This is a genomic window from Rhodococcus spelaei (assembly GCF_006704125.1).
In the GTDB taxonomy this organism is placed as follows: Bacteria; Actinomycetota; Actinomycetes; order Mycobacteriales; family Mycobacteriaceae; genus Rhodococcus_G; species Rhodococcus_G spelaei.
The window spans coordinates 248,555-267,333 of record NZ_VIGH01000008.1 but is presented as its reverse complement, the minus strand read 5'-3'; the positions used below and the strand labels follow the sequence as shown (position 1 = coordinate 267,333).

Annotated in this window: 19 protein-coding genes; 3 read left to right on the top strand and 16 right to left on the bottom strand. The window is 68.7% G+C overall.

Annotated features, from left to right (window positions below):
• The first annotated feature begins 122 nt into the window (after positions 1-122).
• Positions 123-1,040, top strand: a complete 918-nt coding sequence (locus tag FK531_RS18255) for a tyrosine-protein phosphatase (protein WP_142101840.1) — start codon at positions 123-125, stop codon at positions 1,038-1,040.
• Between the two features lie 71 nt (positions 1,041-1,111).
• On the opposite strand, the gene FK531_RS18250 is transcribed toward FK531_RS18255, so the two are convergent.
• Complete coding sequence (locus FK531_RS18250) at positions 1,112-2,770, bottom strand: FAD-binding dehydrogenase (RefSeq protein ID WP_142101838.1); 1,659 nt, start codon at positions 2,768-2,770, stop codon at positions 1,112-1,114.
• Positions 2,771-2,777: 7 nt separating this feature from the next.
• On the bottom strand, positions 2,778-3,383 hold the full coding sequence (locus tag FK531_RS18245) for a TetR/AcrR family transcriptional regulator (protein ID WP_142101836.1): 606 nt from the start codon (positions 3,381-3,383) through the stop codon (positions 2,778-2,780).
• Positions 3,384-3,481: 98 nt separating this feature from the next.
• Between FK531_RS18245 and FK531_RS18240 the strand changes: the two genes are divergently transcribed.
• Positions 3,482-5,026: an HNH endonuclease signature motif containing protein gene (locus tag FK531_RS18240; RefSeq protein WP_142101834.1), complete on the top strand. Its 1,545-nt coding sequence runs from the start codon at positions 3,482-3,484 to the stop codon at positions 5,024-5,026.
• Between the two features lie 28 nt (positions 5,027-5,054).
• Here FK531_RS18240 and FK531_RS18235 read toward each other — a convergent pair whose 3' ends face one another.
• The gene (locus FK531_RS18235; protein WP_142102000.1) at positions 5,055-5,459 is read right to left on the bottom strand and encodes a nitroreductase family deazaflavin-dependent oxidoreductase; all 405 of its coding nucleotides are present in this window, start codon (positions 5,457-5,459) and stop codon (positions 5,055-5,057) included.
• Positions 5,460-5,680: 221 nt separating this feature from the next.
• On the opposite strand from FK531_RS18235, the gene FK531_RS18230 reads away from it, so the two are divergent.
• Positions 5,681-6,196, top strand: coding sequence for a putative immunity protein (locus FK531_RS18230; protein ID WP_142101832.1), 516 nt, complete (start codon positions 5,681-5,683; stop codon positions 6,194-6,196).
• Between the two features lie 37 nt (positions 6,197-6,233).
• Here FK531_RS18230 and FK531_RS22905 read toward each other — a convergent pair whose 3' ends face one another.
• The 13 genes from FK531_RS22905 to ribD form a co-directional block, all read right to left on the bottom strand.
• Positions 6,234-6,368 carry a hypothetical protein gene (locus FK531_RS22905; RefSeq protein WP_290367637.1) on the bottom strand — a complete coding sequence of 45 codons (135 nt, stop codon included), beginning with the start codon at positions 6,366-6,368 and terminating at the stop codon, positions 6,234-6,236.
• Positions 6,369-6,510: 142 nt separating this feature from the next.
• Positions 6,511-7,296 (bottom strand): triose-phosphate isomerase, encoded by a 786-nt coding sequence (gene tpiA, locus FK531_RS18225; protein ID WP_142101830.1) that lies wholly within the window; start codon positions 7,294-7,296, stop codon positions 6,511-6,513.
• 2 nt (positions 7,297-7,298) lie between these two features.
• On the bottom strand, positions 7,299-8,510 hold the full coding sequence (locus FK531_RS18220) for a phosphoglycerate kinase (protein ID WP_142101828.1): 1,212 nt from the start codon (positions 8,508-8,510) through the stop codon (positions 7,299-7,301).
• A gap of 5 nt (positions 8,511-8,515) precedes the next feature.
• A complete protein-coding gene (gene gap / locus FK531_RS18215) occupies positions 8,516-9,535 on the bottom strand; it encodes a type I glyceraldehyde-3-phosphate dehydrogenase (protein WP_142101826.1) in 1,020 nt (339 codons plus the stop codon).
• A 114-nt stretch (positions 9,536-9,649) separates the two neighbouring features.
• Entirely contained in the window at positions 9,650-10,633 is a 984-nt protein-coding gene (gene whiA, locus FK531_RS18210) for a DNA-binding protein WhiA (protein WP_142101824.1), read from the bottom strand.
• Entirely contained in the window at positions 10,624-11,700 is a 1,077-nt protein-coding gene (locus FK531_RS18205) for a gluconeogenesis factor YvcK family protein (protein WP_142101822.1), read from the bottom strand. The genes whiA and FK531_RS18205 overlap by 10 nt, the downstream gene beginning before the upstream one ends.
• Positions 11,697-12,596, bottom strand: coding sequence for an RNase adapter RapZ (gene rapZ / locus FK531_RS18200; protein WP_142101820.1), 900 nt, complete (start codon positions 12,594-12,596; stop codon positions 11,697-11,699). The genes FK531_RS18205 and rapZ overlap by 4 nt, the downstream gene beginning before the upstream one ends.
• A gap of 17 nt (positions 12,597-12,613) precedes the next feature.
• Positions 12,614-14,752: an excinuclease ABC subunit UvrC gene (uvrC, locus tag FK531_RS18195; RefSeq protein WP_142101818.1), complete on the bottom strand. Its 2,139-nt coding sequence runs from the start codon at positions 14,750-14,752 to the stop codon at positions 12,614-12,616.
• Positions 14,753-14,803: 51 nt separating this feature from the next.
• A complete protein-coding gene (locus FK531_RS18190; RefSeq protein ID WP_142101816.1) occupies positions 14,804-15,256 on the bottom strand; it encodes a PH domain-containing protein in 453 nt (150 codons plus the stop codon).
• A complete protein-coding gene (gene ribH / locus FK531_RS18185) occupies positions 15,253-15,750 on the bottom strand; it encodes a 6,7-dimethyl-8-ribityllumazine synthase (RefSeq protein ID WP_142101814.1) in 498 nt (165 codons plus the stop codon). Before ribH ends, FK531_RS18190 begins: the two co-directional genes overlap by 4 nt.
• Complete coding sequence (locus tag FK531_RS18180; RefSeq protein WP_142101812.1) at positions 15,747-16,994, bottom strand: bifunctional 3,4-dihydroxy-2-butanone-4-phosphate synthase/GTP cyclohydrolase II; 1,248 nt, start codon at positions 16,992-16,994, stop codon at positions 15,747-15,749. Before FK531_RS18180 ends, ribH begins: the two co-directional genes overlap by 4 nt.
• 92 nt (positions 16,995-17,086) lie before the next feature.
• Positions 17,087-17,695 carry a riboflavin synthase gene (locus FK531_RS18175; protein WP_142101810.1) on the bottom strand — a complete coding sequence of 203 codons (609 nt, stop codon included), beginning with the start codon at positions 17,693-17,695 and terminating at the stop codon, positions 17,087-17,089.
• 59 nt (positions 17,696-17,754) lie between these two features.
• Positions 17,755-18,777, bottom strand: coding sequence for a bifunctional diaminohydroxyphosphoribosylaminopyrimidine deaminase/5-amino-6-(5-phosphoribosylamino)uracil reductase RibD (ribD, locus tag FK531_RS18170; RefSeq protein WP_181763015.1), 1,023 nt, complete (start codon positions 18,775-18,777; stop codon positions 17,755-17,757).
• Between the last annotated feature and the right edge of the window lie 2 nt (positions 18,778-18,779).

The following is an 18,779-nucleotide window of genomic DNA, read 5'->3' as shown; positions in this document are numbered from 1 at the left end:
TGCCGTGGCGTTCGCCGACTGGGTCCTCCCGCTGAACGAGACACGAGCATGACGAAGGTCACGAAATCCGTATCAATTCCGGTTTGTACACACGTCCAGCACGTCGATCGGAAAGAGTACGTATGTCTCATCGTTCCAGAACTGCCGGAGTTCTCGTCATCTCCAGCGCGGCGTTGGTCCCGAGCATCGGTGGCATCGGCGTCGCCCAGGCTGACCCGACCCTCCCGGCGTCGGTCACGGCACTACTCGACTCCGGCTCTGCCGCCCTCGGCAGTTCGGCTCCCGCCCCGGACGCCCCGCGGCTGGCCAGCATCGACAACTTTCGCGACGTCGCGGGCACCGGCCCGGGATACACCGGGCTCGCCGGACGGCACGTGAACAAGGGACTATTCTACCGCGCGAACGCGATCGTGCCCAATGACGCGGACCTGGCCACCCTCACCGGCCTGAAGCTCTCCACCGTCTTCGATCTGCGCACGGACTACGAGGTCACCAAGAAGCCCGACGTACTGCCCGGCGGCGTCACCTACACCCGCCTGCCGATCGGGGCCGGCGATTACACCACGGTGCTGTCCCAGATCAAGTCTGTTGACGATTCGCGTGCCTTCATGCAGGCGATGAACCGACAATTCGTCACGGGCGAGGACGTACGCACCCAGTTCGGGACGATGCTCACCGACATGGCCACCGCGACCGGACCGGTGGTCTTCCACTGCACCGGAGGCAAGGATCGGACGGGGTGGACGTCCTACCTGCTGCTGTCCATCGCCGGGGTCGACTCGAAGACGATCATGGACGACTACCTGCTCACCAACGAGTACACGAAGGACTCGATTGCGGCGAGTCTCGCGACCTTGCATCGCATCTTCGGCGACGCCGCGGCGAACATGGCTCCGCTGGTCGGGGTCGAACCGAGCTTCCTGCAGGCGGGTATCGACCAGCTCACTGCCGACTACGGCACGGTCGACCGCTACCTCACCGAAGGGCTCAAACTGTCCCCGCAGGCCATCCTTGCGCTGAAGGCCAAACTGCTCGGGTAGAAGCAGCTTCGCTGCCTGTGCGCGCGGTTCACCCCAGTTGGGGTGAACCGCGCGCACAGTTGCCGCAGGCGCTACAGGTCGCGGGCGAGTGCACGGCCGGCCGCACGGCCGGAGAAGATGCACCCGCCGAGGAAGGTGCCCTCGAGCGCGTTGTAGCCGTGCACCCCGCCGCCGCCGAAGCCTGCGACCTCGCCCGCCGCATACAGGCCGTCGAACGCGCTGCCGTCGGGACGTATCACCTGGGAGTCCAGGTTCGTCTCGAGACCGCCGAGCGTCTTGCGGGTCAGCAGGTTCAGCCGGACCGCGATCATCGGGCCGTGCGCGGGATCCTGCAGCTTGTGCGGCTTGGCGACCCGGATGACCTTGTCCGGGGTGTAGGCGCGCGCGTTCTTGATCGCCATCAGCTGCATGTCCTTGGAGTACGCGTTGTCCACCTCGCGGTCGCGAGCGACCACCTCCCGCTCGACCTGCTCGAAGTCCAGCGGCGGGCCCGGATTGATCGCGTTCATCCCGTCGACGAGGTCACGCAAGTTGTCGCGCACCACGAAGTCCTCGCCGTGCTGCTTGAACGCCTCCACAGGGCCAGTCGCGCCCTTCTTGACGCGGCCGAGCAACAGTTTCAGGTCCTTGCCCGTCATGTCCGGGTTCTGCTCGGAGCCCGACAGCGCGAACTCCTTCTCGATGATCGACTGCGTCAGGATGTACCAGGTGTGGTCGTGCCCGGTCCCCAGGATGTGCTTGAGGGTGGCGAGGGTGTCGAAGCCGGGGAACAGCGGCACCGGCAGCCGCTGACCGGTCGCGTCGAGCCACAGAGACGACGGGCCCGGGATGATGCGGATCGCGTGGTCGGGCCAGATCGGATCCCAGTTGACGATGCCCTCGGTGTAGTGCCACATCCGGTCGCGGTTGACGATGTTTCCGCCCGCCGATTCGGTGATGCCGAGCATCCGGCCGTCGACGTGCGCGGGCACCCCGGTGATCATCCGGTCGGGAACCCGGCCGAGGCGCTCGGAGGGCCAGTTCGCCTTGACCAGGTCGGGGTTTCCGCCGATGCCGCCGGAGGTGACGATCACCGCCTGAGCGCGCAATTCGAACTCCCCCGCCGGGTTTCGGTTCGACTTGACCCCGCGCGGCTCCGTGGACGGCTCGAGCACCGTGCCCCGCACGCCGACCGCGGCGCCGTTCTCGACGATCAGTTCGTCGACCTGGTGGCGGTGCTTGAAGGTGACCAGTCCGCGGCCGGCGGCCTCGAGGACCGGTTCGCGGAACACCCGGACCACCTCGGGGCCGGTACCCCAGGTGATGTGGAAACGCGGCACCGAGTTGCCGTGCCCGGTGGCCGTACCCGAACCACGTTCGGCCCACCCGACATTCGGCATCACCTTGAGCCCGAGGTCGTGCAGGTAGGCGCGCTTCTCCCCGGCCGCGAACTGCACGTAGGCCCGAGCCCACTGCCGGCCCCAGTGGTCCTCGCGCTCCCGGTCGAAGCCGGCGCTGCCCAGCCAGTCCTGCATGGCCAGCTCGTAGGAGTCCTTGATTCCCATGCGGCGTTGCTCGGGACTGTCGACCAGGAACAGACCGCCCAGCGACCAGAATGCCTGGCCACCGAGGTTGGCCTCGTTCTCCTGATCGACGACGAGGACGGACTTGCCCGCCCTGGTCAGTTCGTAGGTGGCGACCAGACCGGCGAGCCCGGCCCCGACCACGATGACATCGACTGTCTCGGACATCTGCACCTCAATCGTTCTCGCTGTAACTGCGGAGCACGTGTACGAACAGGTCGACACGTGCACGGGTGATCCGGGGGTCGTCCGGTTCCATCAGAACCTGAACGGACGTGCCGTCGTGGACGGCGACGAGTGCACGGCAGAGTGCCTGCGCATCGGTGACGACCCGTCCTGCACCACCGAGGGCGGCCTCGACGATCGGCAGGATCGTCGCCTGGATGGCGGACTCCCGTGCCGCCATCACAGGCTTCAGCTCCGGGTTGCGCAGGGCGTGCGCGGTGAACTCGGCGGTGACGCGATACCAACGGTCCTCGACGGGGATCGCGGCGAGGATGCGGGCGGCGGCACGATCGAGATCGAAGGGTTCGGTGGCGGCGTCGGACTCCGCGGTGGTGACCGCATTCCGGATCCCGTCGAGCATCGCGGCCGACCGCTGCTCCCACATCGCCAAGAACAGTTCGTCCAGTGAGTCGAAGTTGGAGTAGAACGCACCGCGACTGAATCCCGCACGCTCACAGACCTGTTCCACCGTCGAGCGGCCGAATCCCTCGTCGGCGAACACGTCGAGGGCGGCGACGAGCAGCCGCTCTCTCGTCTGCGCTCGACTCCTCGGCATGTTCGATACATTAATGTATCGATCGAGCTCCCGCCCGCGAACTGAACAGCCATCCGCATCCACGAATTCTTGTCGGACCCCTCCGCTATTGTTCGAACATGTTTTCGAACCGTGTCGACGCGGGCCGGGTGAGTGAGCACCTGACTGCGCTCGACGCTGCCGTCGAGACCCTGCTCACCGACCGGCTGACCGGGCTCTCGAACGACGACGTCGTCGAGGCGCTGCAGCGCATCGAAACCTCGATGCGCACGCTCGCCGCAGCCGATCAGCGGGTGATCGTCGAGTCCGCGGAACGGTCCCTGCCTGGCTCGTTCGACATCACACCGGTCGAGTTCCTCGTCAAGACGGTCCGGATCTCCGAAGGCGACGCGACGGTCCGGTTGCGCGCAGCGAAACGTACCGGGACGTGGCATTCCTTCCATGGCGAGGAACAGTCCCCGGACTACCCGCACACCGCGCAGGCGTTCCGCGACGGGGCGATCGGATGGGCGCACGTCGAGGCGGTCCGGGACGTCATGCGACAGATCCCGTCCCACATCGACGCCACGAAAGTCGAGGCCGCCGAGCAGATCCTGGCGTTGTTGGCGCGGCATGCGGACCCGAAATACGTCACCCGCGCCGGCCTCGACCTGCTCGCCTATCTGAATCCTGACGGCGACTACACCGAAAGCGACCGCAAACGCCAACGGGGCCTGCGCATCGGGCGCCAACGGGCGGACCTCATGACGCCGATCTCCGGGATGCTCGATCCCGAGACCCGGGCTCTACTCGAACCGTTGCTGGCGAAGATGGCGCGACCGGGGATGAACAATCCCGACGATCCGGCCTCTCCGTCGGGTACCTGCGAATCCGAGCGCGTCGACCGTGATGCCCTCGCCCATGCCGCCGCGCGGGACACGCGGACGACGGCGCAACGCAACCACGACGCCTTCAAGGTCGGACTCCGACACCTGCTCGGCTCCGGTGTCCTCGGCCGTCATCGCGGTCTGCCTGTGACTGCGATCATCACGATGACGCTGCAGCAGTTGGAGCAAGCATCCGGGGTGGTGACGACTGCATCGGGCGGGATCGTCCCCGTCTCCGACGCACTCCGATTGGCCGAACGTGCCAATCCGGTGCTCGTCCTCTTCGACCACAACGGAAGGCCACTGCATCTGGGCCGGGAGAAACGCCTCGCCTCTGCGGATCAGCGCCTTGCCCTCATTGCCGCGTCCCGCGGTTGCACCCGCCCCGGCTGTGATGCACCTGCGAGTATGACTGCAGTCCACCATGTTCGGGATTGGGTCACAGGTGGTCGCACCGACATCGACTCCGAGGACCTCGCCTGCGACCACTGCCATGCACTGATCCACGACGGACCCGGTGGCTGGAAAACCGAGGTGGCGCCATCGGATTCGGAGTACGCGGGACGGACACTGTGGATCCCGCCGGCACACATAGACCCCACCCGCACCCCGCGGGTCAATCACCGGCATCATCTGGACGAGTTGTTCGGGATTCTGCACGGGATCATCACTGCTCGCGAAGAGTCGGAGCTACGTGAATGGCGCGCGAAGTGGGACCCGACTTTCAGTGGCTACCGATCCAGCGGCCACAACGACAGAGACAGTCACGGCTCGGACACCGACGGGGACGTCCCGTGATCCGAGGCGGTCTCCACACCGCACGAGATCAGCGGGGCGTCAGCACCACAATCGGGATCGGCCGCGCGGTGTGCCGCTGATAGCCGGTGTAGCGGTCGCCGTTGTTCGCGTCGGCGGCGGCGAACAGTCGGGCGTAGTCCCCGTCTTCGGGACCGAGCGTCCGGGCGGTGACCGCAATTCCCGTGGTACCGACCCGAATCCGGGCCTCGGGTCGCTTGCGCAGGTTGAAGTACCACCCCGGCGACCGCGGCGCACCGCCGTTGGACGCCACCACCACGTAGTCGTCGCCGTCGCGCACGTAGGTCAGACTGTTGACCCGGGCCTGACCGGTCTTCGCGCCGACCGTGTCGAGCAGCAGGCACGGCACCCCGAGCAGGCGATGTCCGATCCGGCCGTCTGTCCGCTCGTAGATCCACTGGTGCGCACGCAGCATCTCGACACCGAGCTTCTTCACGACGGGGTTCTCCTCGAACTTCACGTGGCGTCCTCCTCATCGGCGGCAATCGTGGACACCACGCTACCGCCCGTGTGCCACTGAACCGACGTCCTCCGGCCACTGACCGACTGGCATTGGTCAACCCGACAGGGTGGTGGCATGGTTGGTTCGCGCGCGCCCGCCTGTCGGGCGTATGCACGACGGAGAGGCGCCGAACCATGATCCTTCCGAAGGTCCGGGACCCTCGCTTCGTGACGGTCCGGCGCGGTGGGACCCTCACCGATCCGGACCACCATCTCCTCGCGCTGTGGGCGGCATCCTGCGCGGAGCACGTCCTCGACCTCTTCGAGTCGGCTCGGCCCGAGGACCCACGGCCGCGTGAGGCGATCGAGCATGCCCGCGCGTGGGTGCGTGGCGAGGTCACGATGACCCAGGCTCGTGCGGCGGGCGGCCACGCGATGGGCGCGGCGAGAGACCTGACCGGGGCGCCGCGCCATGCCGCGTACGCCGCCGGCCAAGCCGGGGCCGTCGCGCACGTCGCCGCGCACGAGCTCGGTGCGGCCGCCTACGCGATCAAGGCGGCACGTGCTGCCGCGCCGGGAGGCGAGGGCGACGCCGCAGGGCGACTCGAGTGCCAGTGGCAGCGCGACCAGCTCCCGGAGGCGATTCGCGAACTCGTACTCGACGACCAGCGGTGGCGGAACGACATCTGCTGGTCCGTCTTCGACTGCTGATCACGCGTCGAGCGTCAGCACCTTCGCCCCACCCACCTCACGCACGCGTTTCACCGCGCGGTTCCTCGGCCGCACCCTGACCGACACGTACGAGGTCGCCGAACTCCTCCCGGAAATTCTCGACGCCTGCGGCACCGGTCATGGCGATGGCCATGCGGACGGCGAACGTCAAGGACCTGTCCCGACTGAAGCAGATCCTCGAGGCATCGACACCGACGTAGGGAACCGCGAACACCGGCCGCGTGAAACGCCGGTGGGCACGGGATCCTCGAAAGGTCCCCGTGCCCACCGGCATTCGTTCTGCGATCGTCAGATCACGGCAGCGGACCGCCCGCAGCGATGGCAGACAGCGTCGCGAACTCGTCGGCCTTGAGCGAGGCACCGCCGACCAGTCCCCCGTCGATGTCGGGCTGCGCGACCAGTTCGCCGACGTTCTTCGCGTTGACCGAGCCGCCGTAGAGCACCCGGACACCGGCGGCGACCTCAGCCGAGGCGAGCGCGACCAGCTCGTCGCGGACCGCCTTGCACACCTCCTGCGCATCCGCCGCGGAGGCGACGCGACCGGTGCCGATGGCCCACACCGGCTCGTACGCGACGACGATCTTCGAGATCTCGTCCGCGGACAGACCGGCGAGCGAGCCCCGCAGCTGGGCGACGTTGTACGCCACGTGCTCGCCCACCTCGCGGATGTCGAGGCCCTCGCCGATGCACACGATCGGGGTGAGCCCGTTCTTCAGCGCCGCCTTGGTCTTGGCGAGCACCGTCTCGTCGGTCTCCCCGTGCAGCGTGCGACGCTCCGAGTGTCCGACCACGACGTAGGTGCAGCCGAGCTTGGCCAGCATCGCACCACTGATCTCGCCGGTGAACGCACCCGAGTCCTGCGCCGAGACGTCCTGCGCACCGTAGGTGAGCAGGAGCTTGTCGCCCTCGACCAGCGTCTGCACGCTGCGGATGTCAGTGAACGGAGGAATCACCGTCACGTCGACCTTGTCGAAGTACTTCGCGGGCAACGAGAATGCGATCTTCTGCACCAGGGCGATGGCCTCGAGGTGGTTGAGGTTCATCTTCCAGTTGCCGGCGATGAGCGGCTTACGTGCCATGCCTACGCCTCCAGCGCTTCGATGCCGGGGAGCGACTTGCCCTCGAGGTACTCGAGGGAGGCGCCGCCGCCGGTGGAGATGTGCGAGAAGCCGTCCTCGGGCAGGCCCAGCAGCCGGACCGCGGCCGCGGAGTCGCCGCCGCCGACGACGCTGAACGCGCCCTTGGCGGTCGCACCGATGATCGCCTCGGCCACACCCTTGGTGCCGTCCGAGAACTTCGCGAACTCGAACACGCCCATCGGGCCGTTCCAGAACACCGTCTTCGCGGCCCCGAGGATCGCCGCGAAGCGCTCCACCGAGTCCGGTCCGATGTCGAGGCCCATCCAGCCGTCCGGGATATCCAGCGCCGAGACCGTCCTGGACTCCGCATCGGCGGAGAACGAGTCGGCGATCACCACATCCTGCGGGATGTGGATGACGTCGGCGAACCGCTCGAGCAGATCCTTGCAGGTGTCGATCATCGACTCCTCGCACAGCGAGTTGCCGACGGATATCCCCTGCGCGGCAAGGAAGGTGTAGAACATGCCGCCGCCGATGACCAGGGTGTCGGCCTTGGTGGCCAACGCCTCGATCACGGCCAGCTTGTCCGAGACCTTCGAGCCGCCGAGCACGACCGCGTACGGCCGCTCCGACTCCTGCGTCAGCTTCTGCAGGACCTCGACCTCGGTGGCGACCAGGGTGCCCGCGTAGTGCGGCAGCAGCGTCGCGACGTCGTAGACCGACGCCTGCTTGCGGTGCACCACACCGAAGCCGTCGGAGACGAACGCACCGTTCATGTCGGTGAGCTCCACGAGCGCCTTCGCCAACGCGAGCCGCTCGGCGTCGTCCTTGCTGGTCTCACGCGGATCGAAACGGATGTTCTCCAGCAGGAGCACGTCGCCGTCGGTGAGACCCTCCGAACGCGCCAGCGCGTCCTGACCGACGACGTCGCCCGCCAGCTGGACGTTGCGTCCGAGCACCTCGCCCAGCTTCGCGGCGACCGGGGCCAGGGAGAGCGCCGCGACGACCTCCCCCTTGGGACGGCCCAGGTGCGCCATCACGATCACCTTGGCGCCGGCCTCGGCCAGTGCACGGATGGTCGGCGCGGACGCGATGATGCGGCCCGGATCGGTGATCGTGCCGTTGTCCAGCGGGACGTTGAGGTCCGAGCGCACCAGCACGGTGCGGCCCGTGACGCCCTCGTCCAGCAGATCCTTGAGTGTCTTTACTGTCACAGTTATCAGAGCGACTTTCCTACGAGGTCAATGAGGTCGGCGAGGCGGTTCGAGTAGCCCCACTCGTTGTCGTACCAGGCTACGATCTTGGCCTGGTCGTCGATGACCTTGGTCAAGCCGGCATCGAAGATCGACGAGTGCGGATCGGTGACGATGTCCGAGGACACGATGGGGTCCTCGGTGTACTTCAGGATTCCCTTGAGTGGGCCCTCGGCGGCGGCTTTCATCGCGGCGTTGATCTCCTCGACGGTGGCCGACTTGCGCAGGTTCGCGGTGAGGTCGGTGACCGAACCCGTCGGGATCGGCACGCGCAGCGCGTAGCCGTCGAGCTTGCCGAGCAGTTGCGGGAGGACCAGTCCGATGGCCTTGGCGGCGCCGGTGCCGGTCGGGACGACGTTGAGCGCGGCGGCACGGGCGCGACGCAGGTCGCTGTGCGGGCCGTCCTGCAGGTTCTGGTCCTGCGTGTACGCGTGGATCGTGGTCATCAGGCCCTTGACGATGCCGAACTCGTCGTCGAGCACCTTGGCGATCGGGCCGAGGCAGTTGGTGGTGCACGAGGCGTTGGAGATGATGTTCTGGCTGCCGTCGTACTTGTCGTCGTTGACGCCCATCACGATGGTGATGTCCTCGCCCTTGGCGGGCGCGGAGATGACGACCTTCTTGGCGCCGGCCTCGAGGTGACCCTTGGCCTTGGCAGCGTCGGTGAAGATGCCGGTGGACTCGACGACCACGTCGACACCGAGGTCTCCCCAGGGCAGCGCGGACGGGCCCTCGCGCAGCGACAGCGCCTTGATCTTCTGCTCGCCGACGACGATGGTGTCGTCGCCCTCGAGCGAGACGTCGTGCGGCAGTCGGCCCAGGATCGAGTCGTACTTGAGCAGGTGAGCGAGGGTTGCGTTGTCGGTCAGGTCATTGACCGCCACGATCTCGATGTCGGTGGTGCCGAGCGCCTTCTGCGCATCGACGGCCCTGAAGAAGTTACGTCCGATACGACCGAAGCCGTTCACGCCTACCCGGACTGTCACAATTCGCTCCCTTCGACCAGTTCTCGTGTGCACGTTCGGATGTGCGTCACAGCGTAGTGCGCTGACCCCACCTCACCCAGCTCCCACGGCGGGAACATCTCCCGATTCCCCGCGCTACGCCTCGTCGAGCAGATCCGCGGTCACCGCGGACTCCGTGTCCGGGATCCCCGTTTCCTTCGCCTTTCGATCCGCCATGGACAGCAGCCGACGGATCCGGCCCGCGACGGCGTCCTTGGTCATCGGCGGATCGGCCAGCTGACCGAGCTCCTCGAGGGAGGCCTGCCGATGCTGTACGCGCAGACTGCCCGCCGCAGCGAGGTGGTCGGGGACGTCCTCGCCGAGGATCTCGAGTGCCCGCTCCACCCGCGCTGCCGCGGCCACCGCCGCCCGGGCCGACCGCCGCAGGTTCGCGTCGTCGAAGTTCGCCAGCCGGTTCGCGGTGGCCCGGACCTCACGCCGCATCCGGCGCTCCTCCCAGACCAGCCGGGTGTCCTGGGCGCCCATCCTCGTCAGCAGCGCGCCGATGGCCTCGCCGTCCCGCACCACCACCCGGTCGCTGCCACGCACCTCGCGGGCCTTGGCCGCCACGCCGAGTCGGCGCGCCGCGCCGACCAACGCCAGCGCGGCCTCCGGCCCCGGGCAACTCACCTCGAGCGCCGACGACCGGCCCGGTTCGGTGAGCGACCCGTGTGCCAGGAACGCGCCTCGCCACGCCGCCTCCGAGTCGACGACGCTGCCGCCGACCACCTGGGCGGGCAGCCCGCGTACCGGTCGACCGCGCAGGTCGAGCAGTCCGGTCTGACGCGCCAGCGCCTCGCCCTCCTTGGACACCCGCACGATGTAGCGGGCGGTCTTGCGCAGTCCGCCCGCGCCGAGCACATGCACGTCCGATCCGTACCCGTACAGGTCGAAGATCTCGCCGCGCAGCCGTCGAGCGGTGGAACCGAGGTCGACCTCGGCCTCCACCACCACCCGACCGGCGACGATGTGCAGTCCGCCCGCGAACCTCAGCAACGCCGATACCTCGGCCTTGCGGGCAGAGACCTGGGTCACGGCGAGCCTGCTCAGCTCGTCCTTGACCTCCGCTGTCATTGCCACGAAGTGGTCTCCCTTCCCGGTGTTGCCTGTCGGTCCCGCGCCGCTGCGAGGGACACGATTCGATCGAGTGCCGCGGCCAACTTGCCCGCGTGATGGATGGCTGTTCCGCTTTCCGCGACGTCGGCGTAGCTGACCTCGGCACCCAGTTGTCGGGCCGCCCGGTGCAGGTGTTCGCGTTCACCGCCCTCGGGGACCGACCCCGAATCCACGACGACGTCGTCGACGGTCAGTTCGGGCGCGTGCTGGGACAGCACGTGCAGGTGCCGCTCGGCGGAGAAGCCCGCCGTCTCCCCCGGTTCGGGAGCCAGGTTCAGGATCAGTGCCTTCCGCGCGGTCGTCTCGGTGAGGGCCGCCAGCAGGTCCGGCACCAACACGTGCGGGATGACACTGGTGAACCACGAGCCCGGACCGAGCAGGACGAGATCGGCTCGGTCGATCGCTTCGACGGCCTCGGCGCAGGCCGGCGGGTTCGACGGCAGCAGCCTCACCCGACGCACCTTGCCCGGTGTGGTCGCGACCGCGACCTGTCCGCGGATGCAGCGGCTCACCCTCGGGTCCGCCTCGAGGCCCACCACGTCCGCCTCGATCGCGAGGGCGATCGGGGACATCGGCAGCACCCGACCCTCGATCCGCAGCAGCCGGCCCATCTCGTCGAGGGCCGCCACCGTGTCGCCGAGAACCTCGGTGAGGCCGGCGAGGATCAGGTTGCCCACCGAGTGCCCCGCGAGCGCCCCGGTGCCACCGAAACGGTGCTGGACGGTCTTCGTCCACGTCTGCACGTCTGGATGGGTCGTTCCGCCGGCTCCACTCCGGGCGGGCTCGTGTCCGGACAGCGCCGCGAGCGCCATACGCAGATCGCCGGGCGGGATCACGCCGAGTTCGGAGCGCAGCCTGCCGGACGAGCCGCCGTCGTCCGCGACGGTCACGACGGCGGTGACGTCGGAGCTCAGTCTGCGCGCCGCACTGAGAGTCGCGTAGAGACCGTGACCGCCGCCGAGTGCCACGATCGACGGCTGTTGCCGATCGTTGGACGCACCCGCTGCGACCGCCTTGTCGTCGGCCGTCATTCGCGCCCCAGGTCGCGGTGCACGACCTTGACCGTGATGCACTCGTCGCCCGCGAGCCGGCCCGCGAGGGCCTCCGCCATCGCGACGCTCCGATGTTTGCCACCGGTGCATCCCACCGCAATCGTCATGTACCGCTTGCCCTCTCGACGGTATCCGTTGGTCGTCAGCTCGACCACGTGGTGATAGGTGTCGAGGTAGTCCTCGGCACCGTCCTGCCCGAGTACGAAGTCCCGCACCGGCGCCTCCTGGCCGGTGTGCTCGCGCAGCTCCGGCACCCAGTGCGGGTTGGGCAGGAACCGGACGTCGCACACCAGGTCGGCGTCCATCGGCAGTCCGTACTTGAATCCGAACGACTGTACGGTGACCGCGACCGACGGCGCCGAGCCGCCACCGAAAGCGGACTCGATCTTCTGGCGCAGTTGGTGCACGGACAGCGCGGACGTGTCGATCACCAGGTCCGCGTCAGCCTTGACCGGGGCGAGCCGCGCACGCTCGTCCGCGATGCCCTCGACGAGAGTCCCGTCGACGCCGTCGGCCTGCAGCGGATGACTGCGCCGCACGTGTTCGAACCGCTGCACCAGAACCTGGTCGGTGGCCTCCAGGAAGAGCACCCGCGTCCGAGTGGTCTTGGCCGCCACTTCCTTGATCACCGAGACGAGCTCGTTGCTGAACAGTCGGCTGCGCACGTCGACGACCACCGCGAGCTTCGGTATCCGGGAGGCCGGGTCGAGCCCGAGGTCGACCATCCGGGAGATCAGTTCGGGCGGCAGATTGTCTGCGACGTACCAGCCCATGTCCTCGAGCACCTTCGCCGCGGTCCCCCGACCCGCGCCCGACAGGCCCGTGACGAGGGCGACGTCGATGCCGGTCTCGCCTTCGTCGGTTCGGTCGTTCACTCCGCCCCCGCCCTCCCTCAATCCGTCACGCTGATGATCGATGTGCCCGACTTCGCGCTGCGCTCATCATTCCCTACCGCGCGGTCTGCCACAGTGTCATCGCCTTCGCCGGCCGGTTTCGTTTCACCACCGAGGGCTGCGAGCACCGCCCGTGCGGTCGTGACACCGACTCCCGGCACCGCCGTGATCTCCTCCACGGTCGCCTGTTTGAGCTTGGCGACGGAGCCGAAATGCGTGACCAGCGCGGTGCGCCGGGCCTCACCGAGCCCCCGCACCGAATCCAGCGCCGAGGCGGTCATCCGGCGCGAGCGTTTGCTGCGATGGAACGTGATGGCGAAGCGATGCGCTTCGTCCCGAACCCGCTGCAGCAGGAAGAGCGCCTCGCTGGTGCGCGGCAGGATCACCGGATCGGGCTCGCCCGGCACCCACACCTCCTCGAGTCGCTTCGCGAGCCCGACCACTGCGACGTCGGTGACACCCAACTCGTCGAGGACGGCTGCGGCCGCGGTCACCTGCGGCTGCCCACCGTCCACCACGAACAGGTTGGGCGGGTAGGCGAATCGGCGCGGGCGACCGGTCTGCGGGTCCAGTGCCGCTTCCGGCGCCAGGTCACCTCCGCCGCCGCCGTCCGAATCCTCAGGCGCGGCAACGACAGCCAGCGGCGCGGCATCCGAGGAATGCCGTAGGAACCGGCGGCGAGTGACCTCGGCGATGCTCGCCACGTCGTCCGAACGCCCGTCCCCCGCGGCCTCTTTGATCGAGTAGTGCCGGTAGTCGGACTTGCGCGGCAAACCGTCCTCGAACACCACCAGCGAGGCCACGACGTCGGTGCCCTGGACGTGGCTGATGTCGATGCACTCGATCCGCAACGGCGCCTGGTCCAGGTCCAGCGCATCCTGAATACCCTGCAGCGCCGCCGACCGCGAGGTGAGGTCACCCGCCCGCCGCAGCTTGTGTTGCGCCAGAGCTTCTTTCGCGTTCCGCTCGACCGTCTCGGCGAGCGCCTTCTTGTCACCACGCTGGGGAACCCGCAACGCCACCGAGGACCCGCGCAGACCGCTGAGCCACTCCTGCAGCTGCGGAGCGTTGGGCGGGAGCACCGGCACCAGCACCTCCCGCGGAACGACGGTCGCCTTGTCCGCCTGCAACTCCGACTGGTCGGTCAGGGCCGCCTGCTCACCGTAGAACTGGGTCAGGAACTGCTCGACGAGGTCCCCCAATTCGCTGTCCTGACCGCTGTCCTGGCCGGTGCCGCCGTCCTGTCCGTCGCTGCTGTCGCCGGAGCGCTCGACCACCCAGCCGCGCTGCCCGCGCACCCGTCCGCCGCGGACGTGGAACACCTGGACCGCCGCCTCGAGGTCGTCGGCGGCGAACGCCACGACGTCGGCGTCGGTGCCGTCGCCGAACACCACCGCCTGCTTCTCCAGGGCCTTCCGCAGCGCCCCCAGGTCGTCGCGGAGCCGGGCCGCGGTCTCGAAGTCGAGGTCGTCGGAGGCGGACTGCATGCGCGACTCCAGCTCGCGCACCAGCTTGTCGGTGCGGCCCGCGAGGAAGTCGCAGAAGTCCTCGACGATGCCGCGATGCTCGGCAGCACTGACCCGTCCGACGCACGGCGCCGAGCACTTGTCGATGTAACCGAGCAGGCAGGGCCTGCCGATCTGGTTGTGCCGCTTGAACACTCCCGCCGAGCAGGTGCGTGCCGGGAACACCCGCAGCAGCAGGTCGAGGGTCTCGCGGATGGCCCAGGCGTGGGAGTACGGCCCGAAGTACCGCACACCCTTACGACGCGGTCCGCGGTAGACGAACAGCCGCGGGTACTCCTCGTTCAGCGTCACCGCGAGCACCGGATAGGTCTTGTCGTCGCGGTAACGGACGTTGAACCGCGGGTCGAACTCCTTGATCCAGTTGTACTCGAGCTGCAGCGCTTCGACCTCGGTGCCGACCACCGTCCACTCGACGGAGCCCGCGGTGGTGACCATCTGGCGGGTCCGCGGGTGCAGCGAGGCCACGTCCGCGAAGTACGAGTTCAGCCTGCTGCGCAGGCTCTTCGCCTTGCCGACGTAGATGACCCGGCCGTGCGGATCGCGAAACTTGTACACACCAGGCGCGACCGGGATGGTTCCGGCGGCGGGACGGTAGGTGGCTGGATCGGGCACGTCATCCAGGCTAGTCGCCCCCGCCGACACCGCGACGGCGGGCGAGAGTGCCTAGTCGGTCTCGCCCTGCGGCGCGTACTTCGCCTCCAACGCACGGAACGAGCGCACCGCCGAGACGGCCAGCTCGCGGTCGTTCGACTGGATCGCCATCACCGGGATGTACTCGTCGTCGGGCAGGTCGATACGCGCCCAGGCGGCACCGTCCGGGAACGACAGGCCGCGCACCAGGTCCCAGTCCACGAACCGCTCGCCGAAGGCGTTGCGCACGACCACGCCGTCGGCGTTCGCACGCAGCCGGGGACGGGTCAGCAGCAGCGCACCGCCGGCGAGGATCAGCCCGATGCCGATCATCGCGAGCTGGTCGGCGGCCCGGAAGTACACACCGGTCGCCGAGTTGCGCAACAACAGCGCGAGCACCACGAACACGATCACGAAGAAGGCGGCCACGGCCATCGCGACGCGGGCCGACTTCCTCGATCGCACGTCCATGTCCCAGCCCGTCATCGGACCGACCGTTCGGTCCCCGGCCGGCGCAGGTGCTTGAGCGTGACGGCGGTGTCGATCGCCGCCGAGCACGCCTGCTCGCCCTTGTCCTCGACCGAGCCGGGCAGGCCGGAACGGTCCCGCGCCTGCTGCTCGGTGTCGCAGGTGAGCACGCCGTTCCCGACCGGGGTGCTCTCGTCCAGCGAGACCCGGGTCAGGCCGGCGGTGACGGCGTCGCAGACGTACTCGAAGTGCGGGGTGCCGCCGCGGATCACCACGCCCAGCGCGACGACTGCGTCGTGGGTGCGGGCCAGCGCCTGCGCCACGACGGGCAGTTCGATCGCGCCGGCGACGCGGATCAGTGTCACGTCCTCGATCTGCGCCTGCTTGGCGACCCGCCGTGCACCCGCGATCAGCGCCTCGGAGATCTCCGGGTGCCAGGATCCGGCGACGATTGCGAGCCTGAGGTCCTTCGCCTCGCCCAACTGCAGGGTGGGCAGTCCCTCTCCGCTCACACCGCACCGCCCTTCTCGAAGTCGTCCAGCCCGACCAGGTCGTGGCCCATCCGGTCCCGCTTGGTGCGGAGGTAGGTCAGGTTCTCGGCGTTGGCGCGCAACGGCATCGGCACCCGCTCGGTGATCTGCAGGCCGTACCCGTCGAGACCGACCCGCTTGGCCGGGTTGTTGGTCAGCAGCCGCATCGAGTTGATGCCGAGGTCGACCAGGATCTGCGCGCCGATGCCGTAGTCACGGGCGTCGGCGGGCAGTCCGAGCTCGAGGTTGGCGTCGACGGTGTCCGATCCGGCGTCCTGCAGCTGGTAGGCCTGCAGCTTGTGCATCAGGCCGATGCCGCGGCCCTCGTGCCCACGCATGTAGAGCACCACGCCGCGCCCCTCGGCCGCGACCATCTCCAGCGCGGCGTCGAGCTGCGGACCGCAGTCGCAGCGCAGCGAGCCGAACACGTCGCCGGTCAGGCACTCGGAGTGCACACGGACCAGGACGTCGGCGCCGTCGCCCTCGCTGATGTCGCCCTTGACCAGGGCCACGTGCTCGACCTCGTCGTAGATGCTCTGGTAGCCGACGGCCTTGAACTCGCCGTGGGTGGTGGGGATGCGTGCCTCGGCGATGCGCACGACGTGCTTCTCGTGCTTGCGGCGCCACGCGATCAGGTCGGCGATCGAGATCATCGCCAGGTTGTGGTCGTCGGCGAACACCCGCAGCTCGTCGGTCTGGGCCATGTGGCCCTCGTCCTTCTGGCTGACGATCTCGCAGATCACGCCGGCGGGCCGCAGGTCGGCCATCCGGGCCAGGTCGACGGCGGCCTCGGTGTGGCCGGGCCTGCGCAGCACGCCGCCCTCCTTGGCGCGCAGCGGCACCACGTGGCCGGGCCGAGTGAAGTCGTTGGCGCCGGTGGTCGGGTCGGCCAGCAGTCGCATGGTGGCGGCGCGGTCCGACGCCGAGATACCGGTACCGATGCCTTCCTTCGCGTCCACCGTGACGGTGTACGCGGTGCCGTGCTTGTCCTGGTTGGACGAGTACATCGGCGGGAGGCCGAGGCGGTCGCAGTCGTCGCCGTCCAGCGGCACACAGAGGTACCCGGAGGTGTACCTGACCATGAAGGCCACCAGTTCCGGGGTCGCCTTCTCGGCGGCGAAGATGAGGTCACCCTCGTTCTCGCGGTCCTCGTCGTCGACGACGACGACGGCCTTGCCTGCGGCGATATCGGCAACTGCGCGCTCGATACTGTCGAACCTGGTCACGTGCTGCGCTCCATCAGTCTTGAATGCTTCGTCCACCCTGGAAAGGTGCACCTCAACAGTACGACCCCCGGGCACGGGGACCGAAACGCGACCTACCGGCCGGCGGTCTGCAGTCGTTCGACGTACTTGGCGATGACGTCCACCTCGAGGTTGACCGGGGTGCCCGGCGCGGCCTTGCCCAGCACCGTCAACTCCAGGGTGGTCGGGATCAGCGAGATCTCGAAGTACTCGCCGTTCTCGTCGGAGCCGAGCGCCGAGACGGTCAACGAGACGCCGTCGACGGTGATCGAACCCTTCTCCACCACGTAGCGGGAGATCGAGGCGGGCAGCGAGATGCGCACAACCTCCCAGTTCTCCGAGGGCGACCGGCTGACGATCTCGCCGGTGGCGTCGACGTGGCCCTGCACCAGGTGTCCGCCGAGTCGGCTGTTCAGCGCCGCCGCCCGTTCGAGGTTGACGCGGCTGCCGACCTCGAGCGCCCCCAGGCTGGACCGGTTGAGGGTCTCGGCCATCACGTCGGCGGTGAAGCTGTCCCCGTCCAAAACGTCGACGACGGTCAGGCACACGCCGTTGACCGCGATTGAGTCCCCGTGCGACGCGTCGGAGGTGACCAGCGGACCGCGCACGGTGAATCGTGCGGCGTCGGTGAGGTCCTCCTTGGCGACGATCTCGCCCAGTTCTTCGACGATCCCGGTGAACACTTCAGTCCGCTCCTCGCGTTGTTGTTTGTGACTGCATTGTTGTGGTGAAGATCACTGCGTCAAGCGCCGGGCGTGAGGCTCAGCAGCAGGTCCGTGCCGACCGTCTCGACCGACTCCCGCTCGAACCGCAGTGCCTGTGCGATGGTGCCGACCCCAGCATCCTCCACCGCGGCCGTGCCCGCACCGAGCAGTACCGGTGAGAGGAACGCCAGGATCCGGTCGACCAGTCCCGCCTGGAGGAAGGCCCCGGCAAGGTGCGGGCCACCCTCGAGCAGGACGTCGGGGTGGTCGGAGAGTGCGGCCAGCACCTCGTGCGGGTCGCGGGTGCGCATCAGCAGGGTCGGTGCAGCGTCGTCGAGGACCCGGGCCGTAGCGGGAATCTCCCTCTCCCCCACCACGACTCGCAGCGGTTGGTGTGCGGCGAGGCCGCCGTCGGGATCGCGTGCGGTCAGCCAGGGGTCGTCGGCGAGGACCGTCCCGGTGCCCACCACGATCGCGTCGAGTCGCGCGCGCTGCGCATGCACGCGGGCCCGCGACTCCGCGCCGGTGATCCACTGGCTCGTGCCGTCCGCGGCGGCGCTGCGCCCGTCGAGGCTGGCCGCGAACTTCCAGGTCACGTGCGAGCGGCCGGTGCGCTGGCGGTGCAACCAGGCGCGCAGTGGGCCGCGCTCGACCTCGTCCGCCCCCACCCCGGCGACAACTTCAATTCCGGACGCGAGCAGGGTCTGCGCCCCGCCCGCCGCCTGCGGGCTGGGGTCCGCCGCGGCGAAGACCACCCGCGAGATCCCGGCCTCGACGAGGGCGAGCGCGCAGGGACCGGTCCGGCCCTGGTGGTTGCAGGGCTCGAGGGTGACGACCGCGGTGCCACCGCGAGCGCGGGCACCCGCGGCGCGCAACGCCATCACCTCCGCGTGCGGGCCACCGACGGGCGTGGTGGCTCCGACCCCGGCGATCACCCCGTGGGCGTCGAGGATCACCGCACCGACGGGCGGGTTGGGGCTGGTGGTGCCGCGCACCTGCTCGGACGCGTCGACAGCCACCCGCAGGGCGGTGAGCACCGCGTCCTCGACGGGGCCGGGCACGA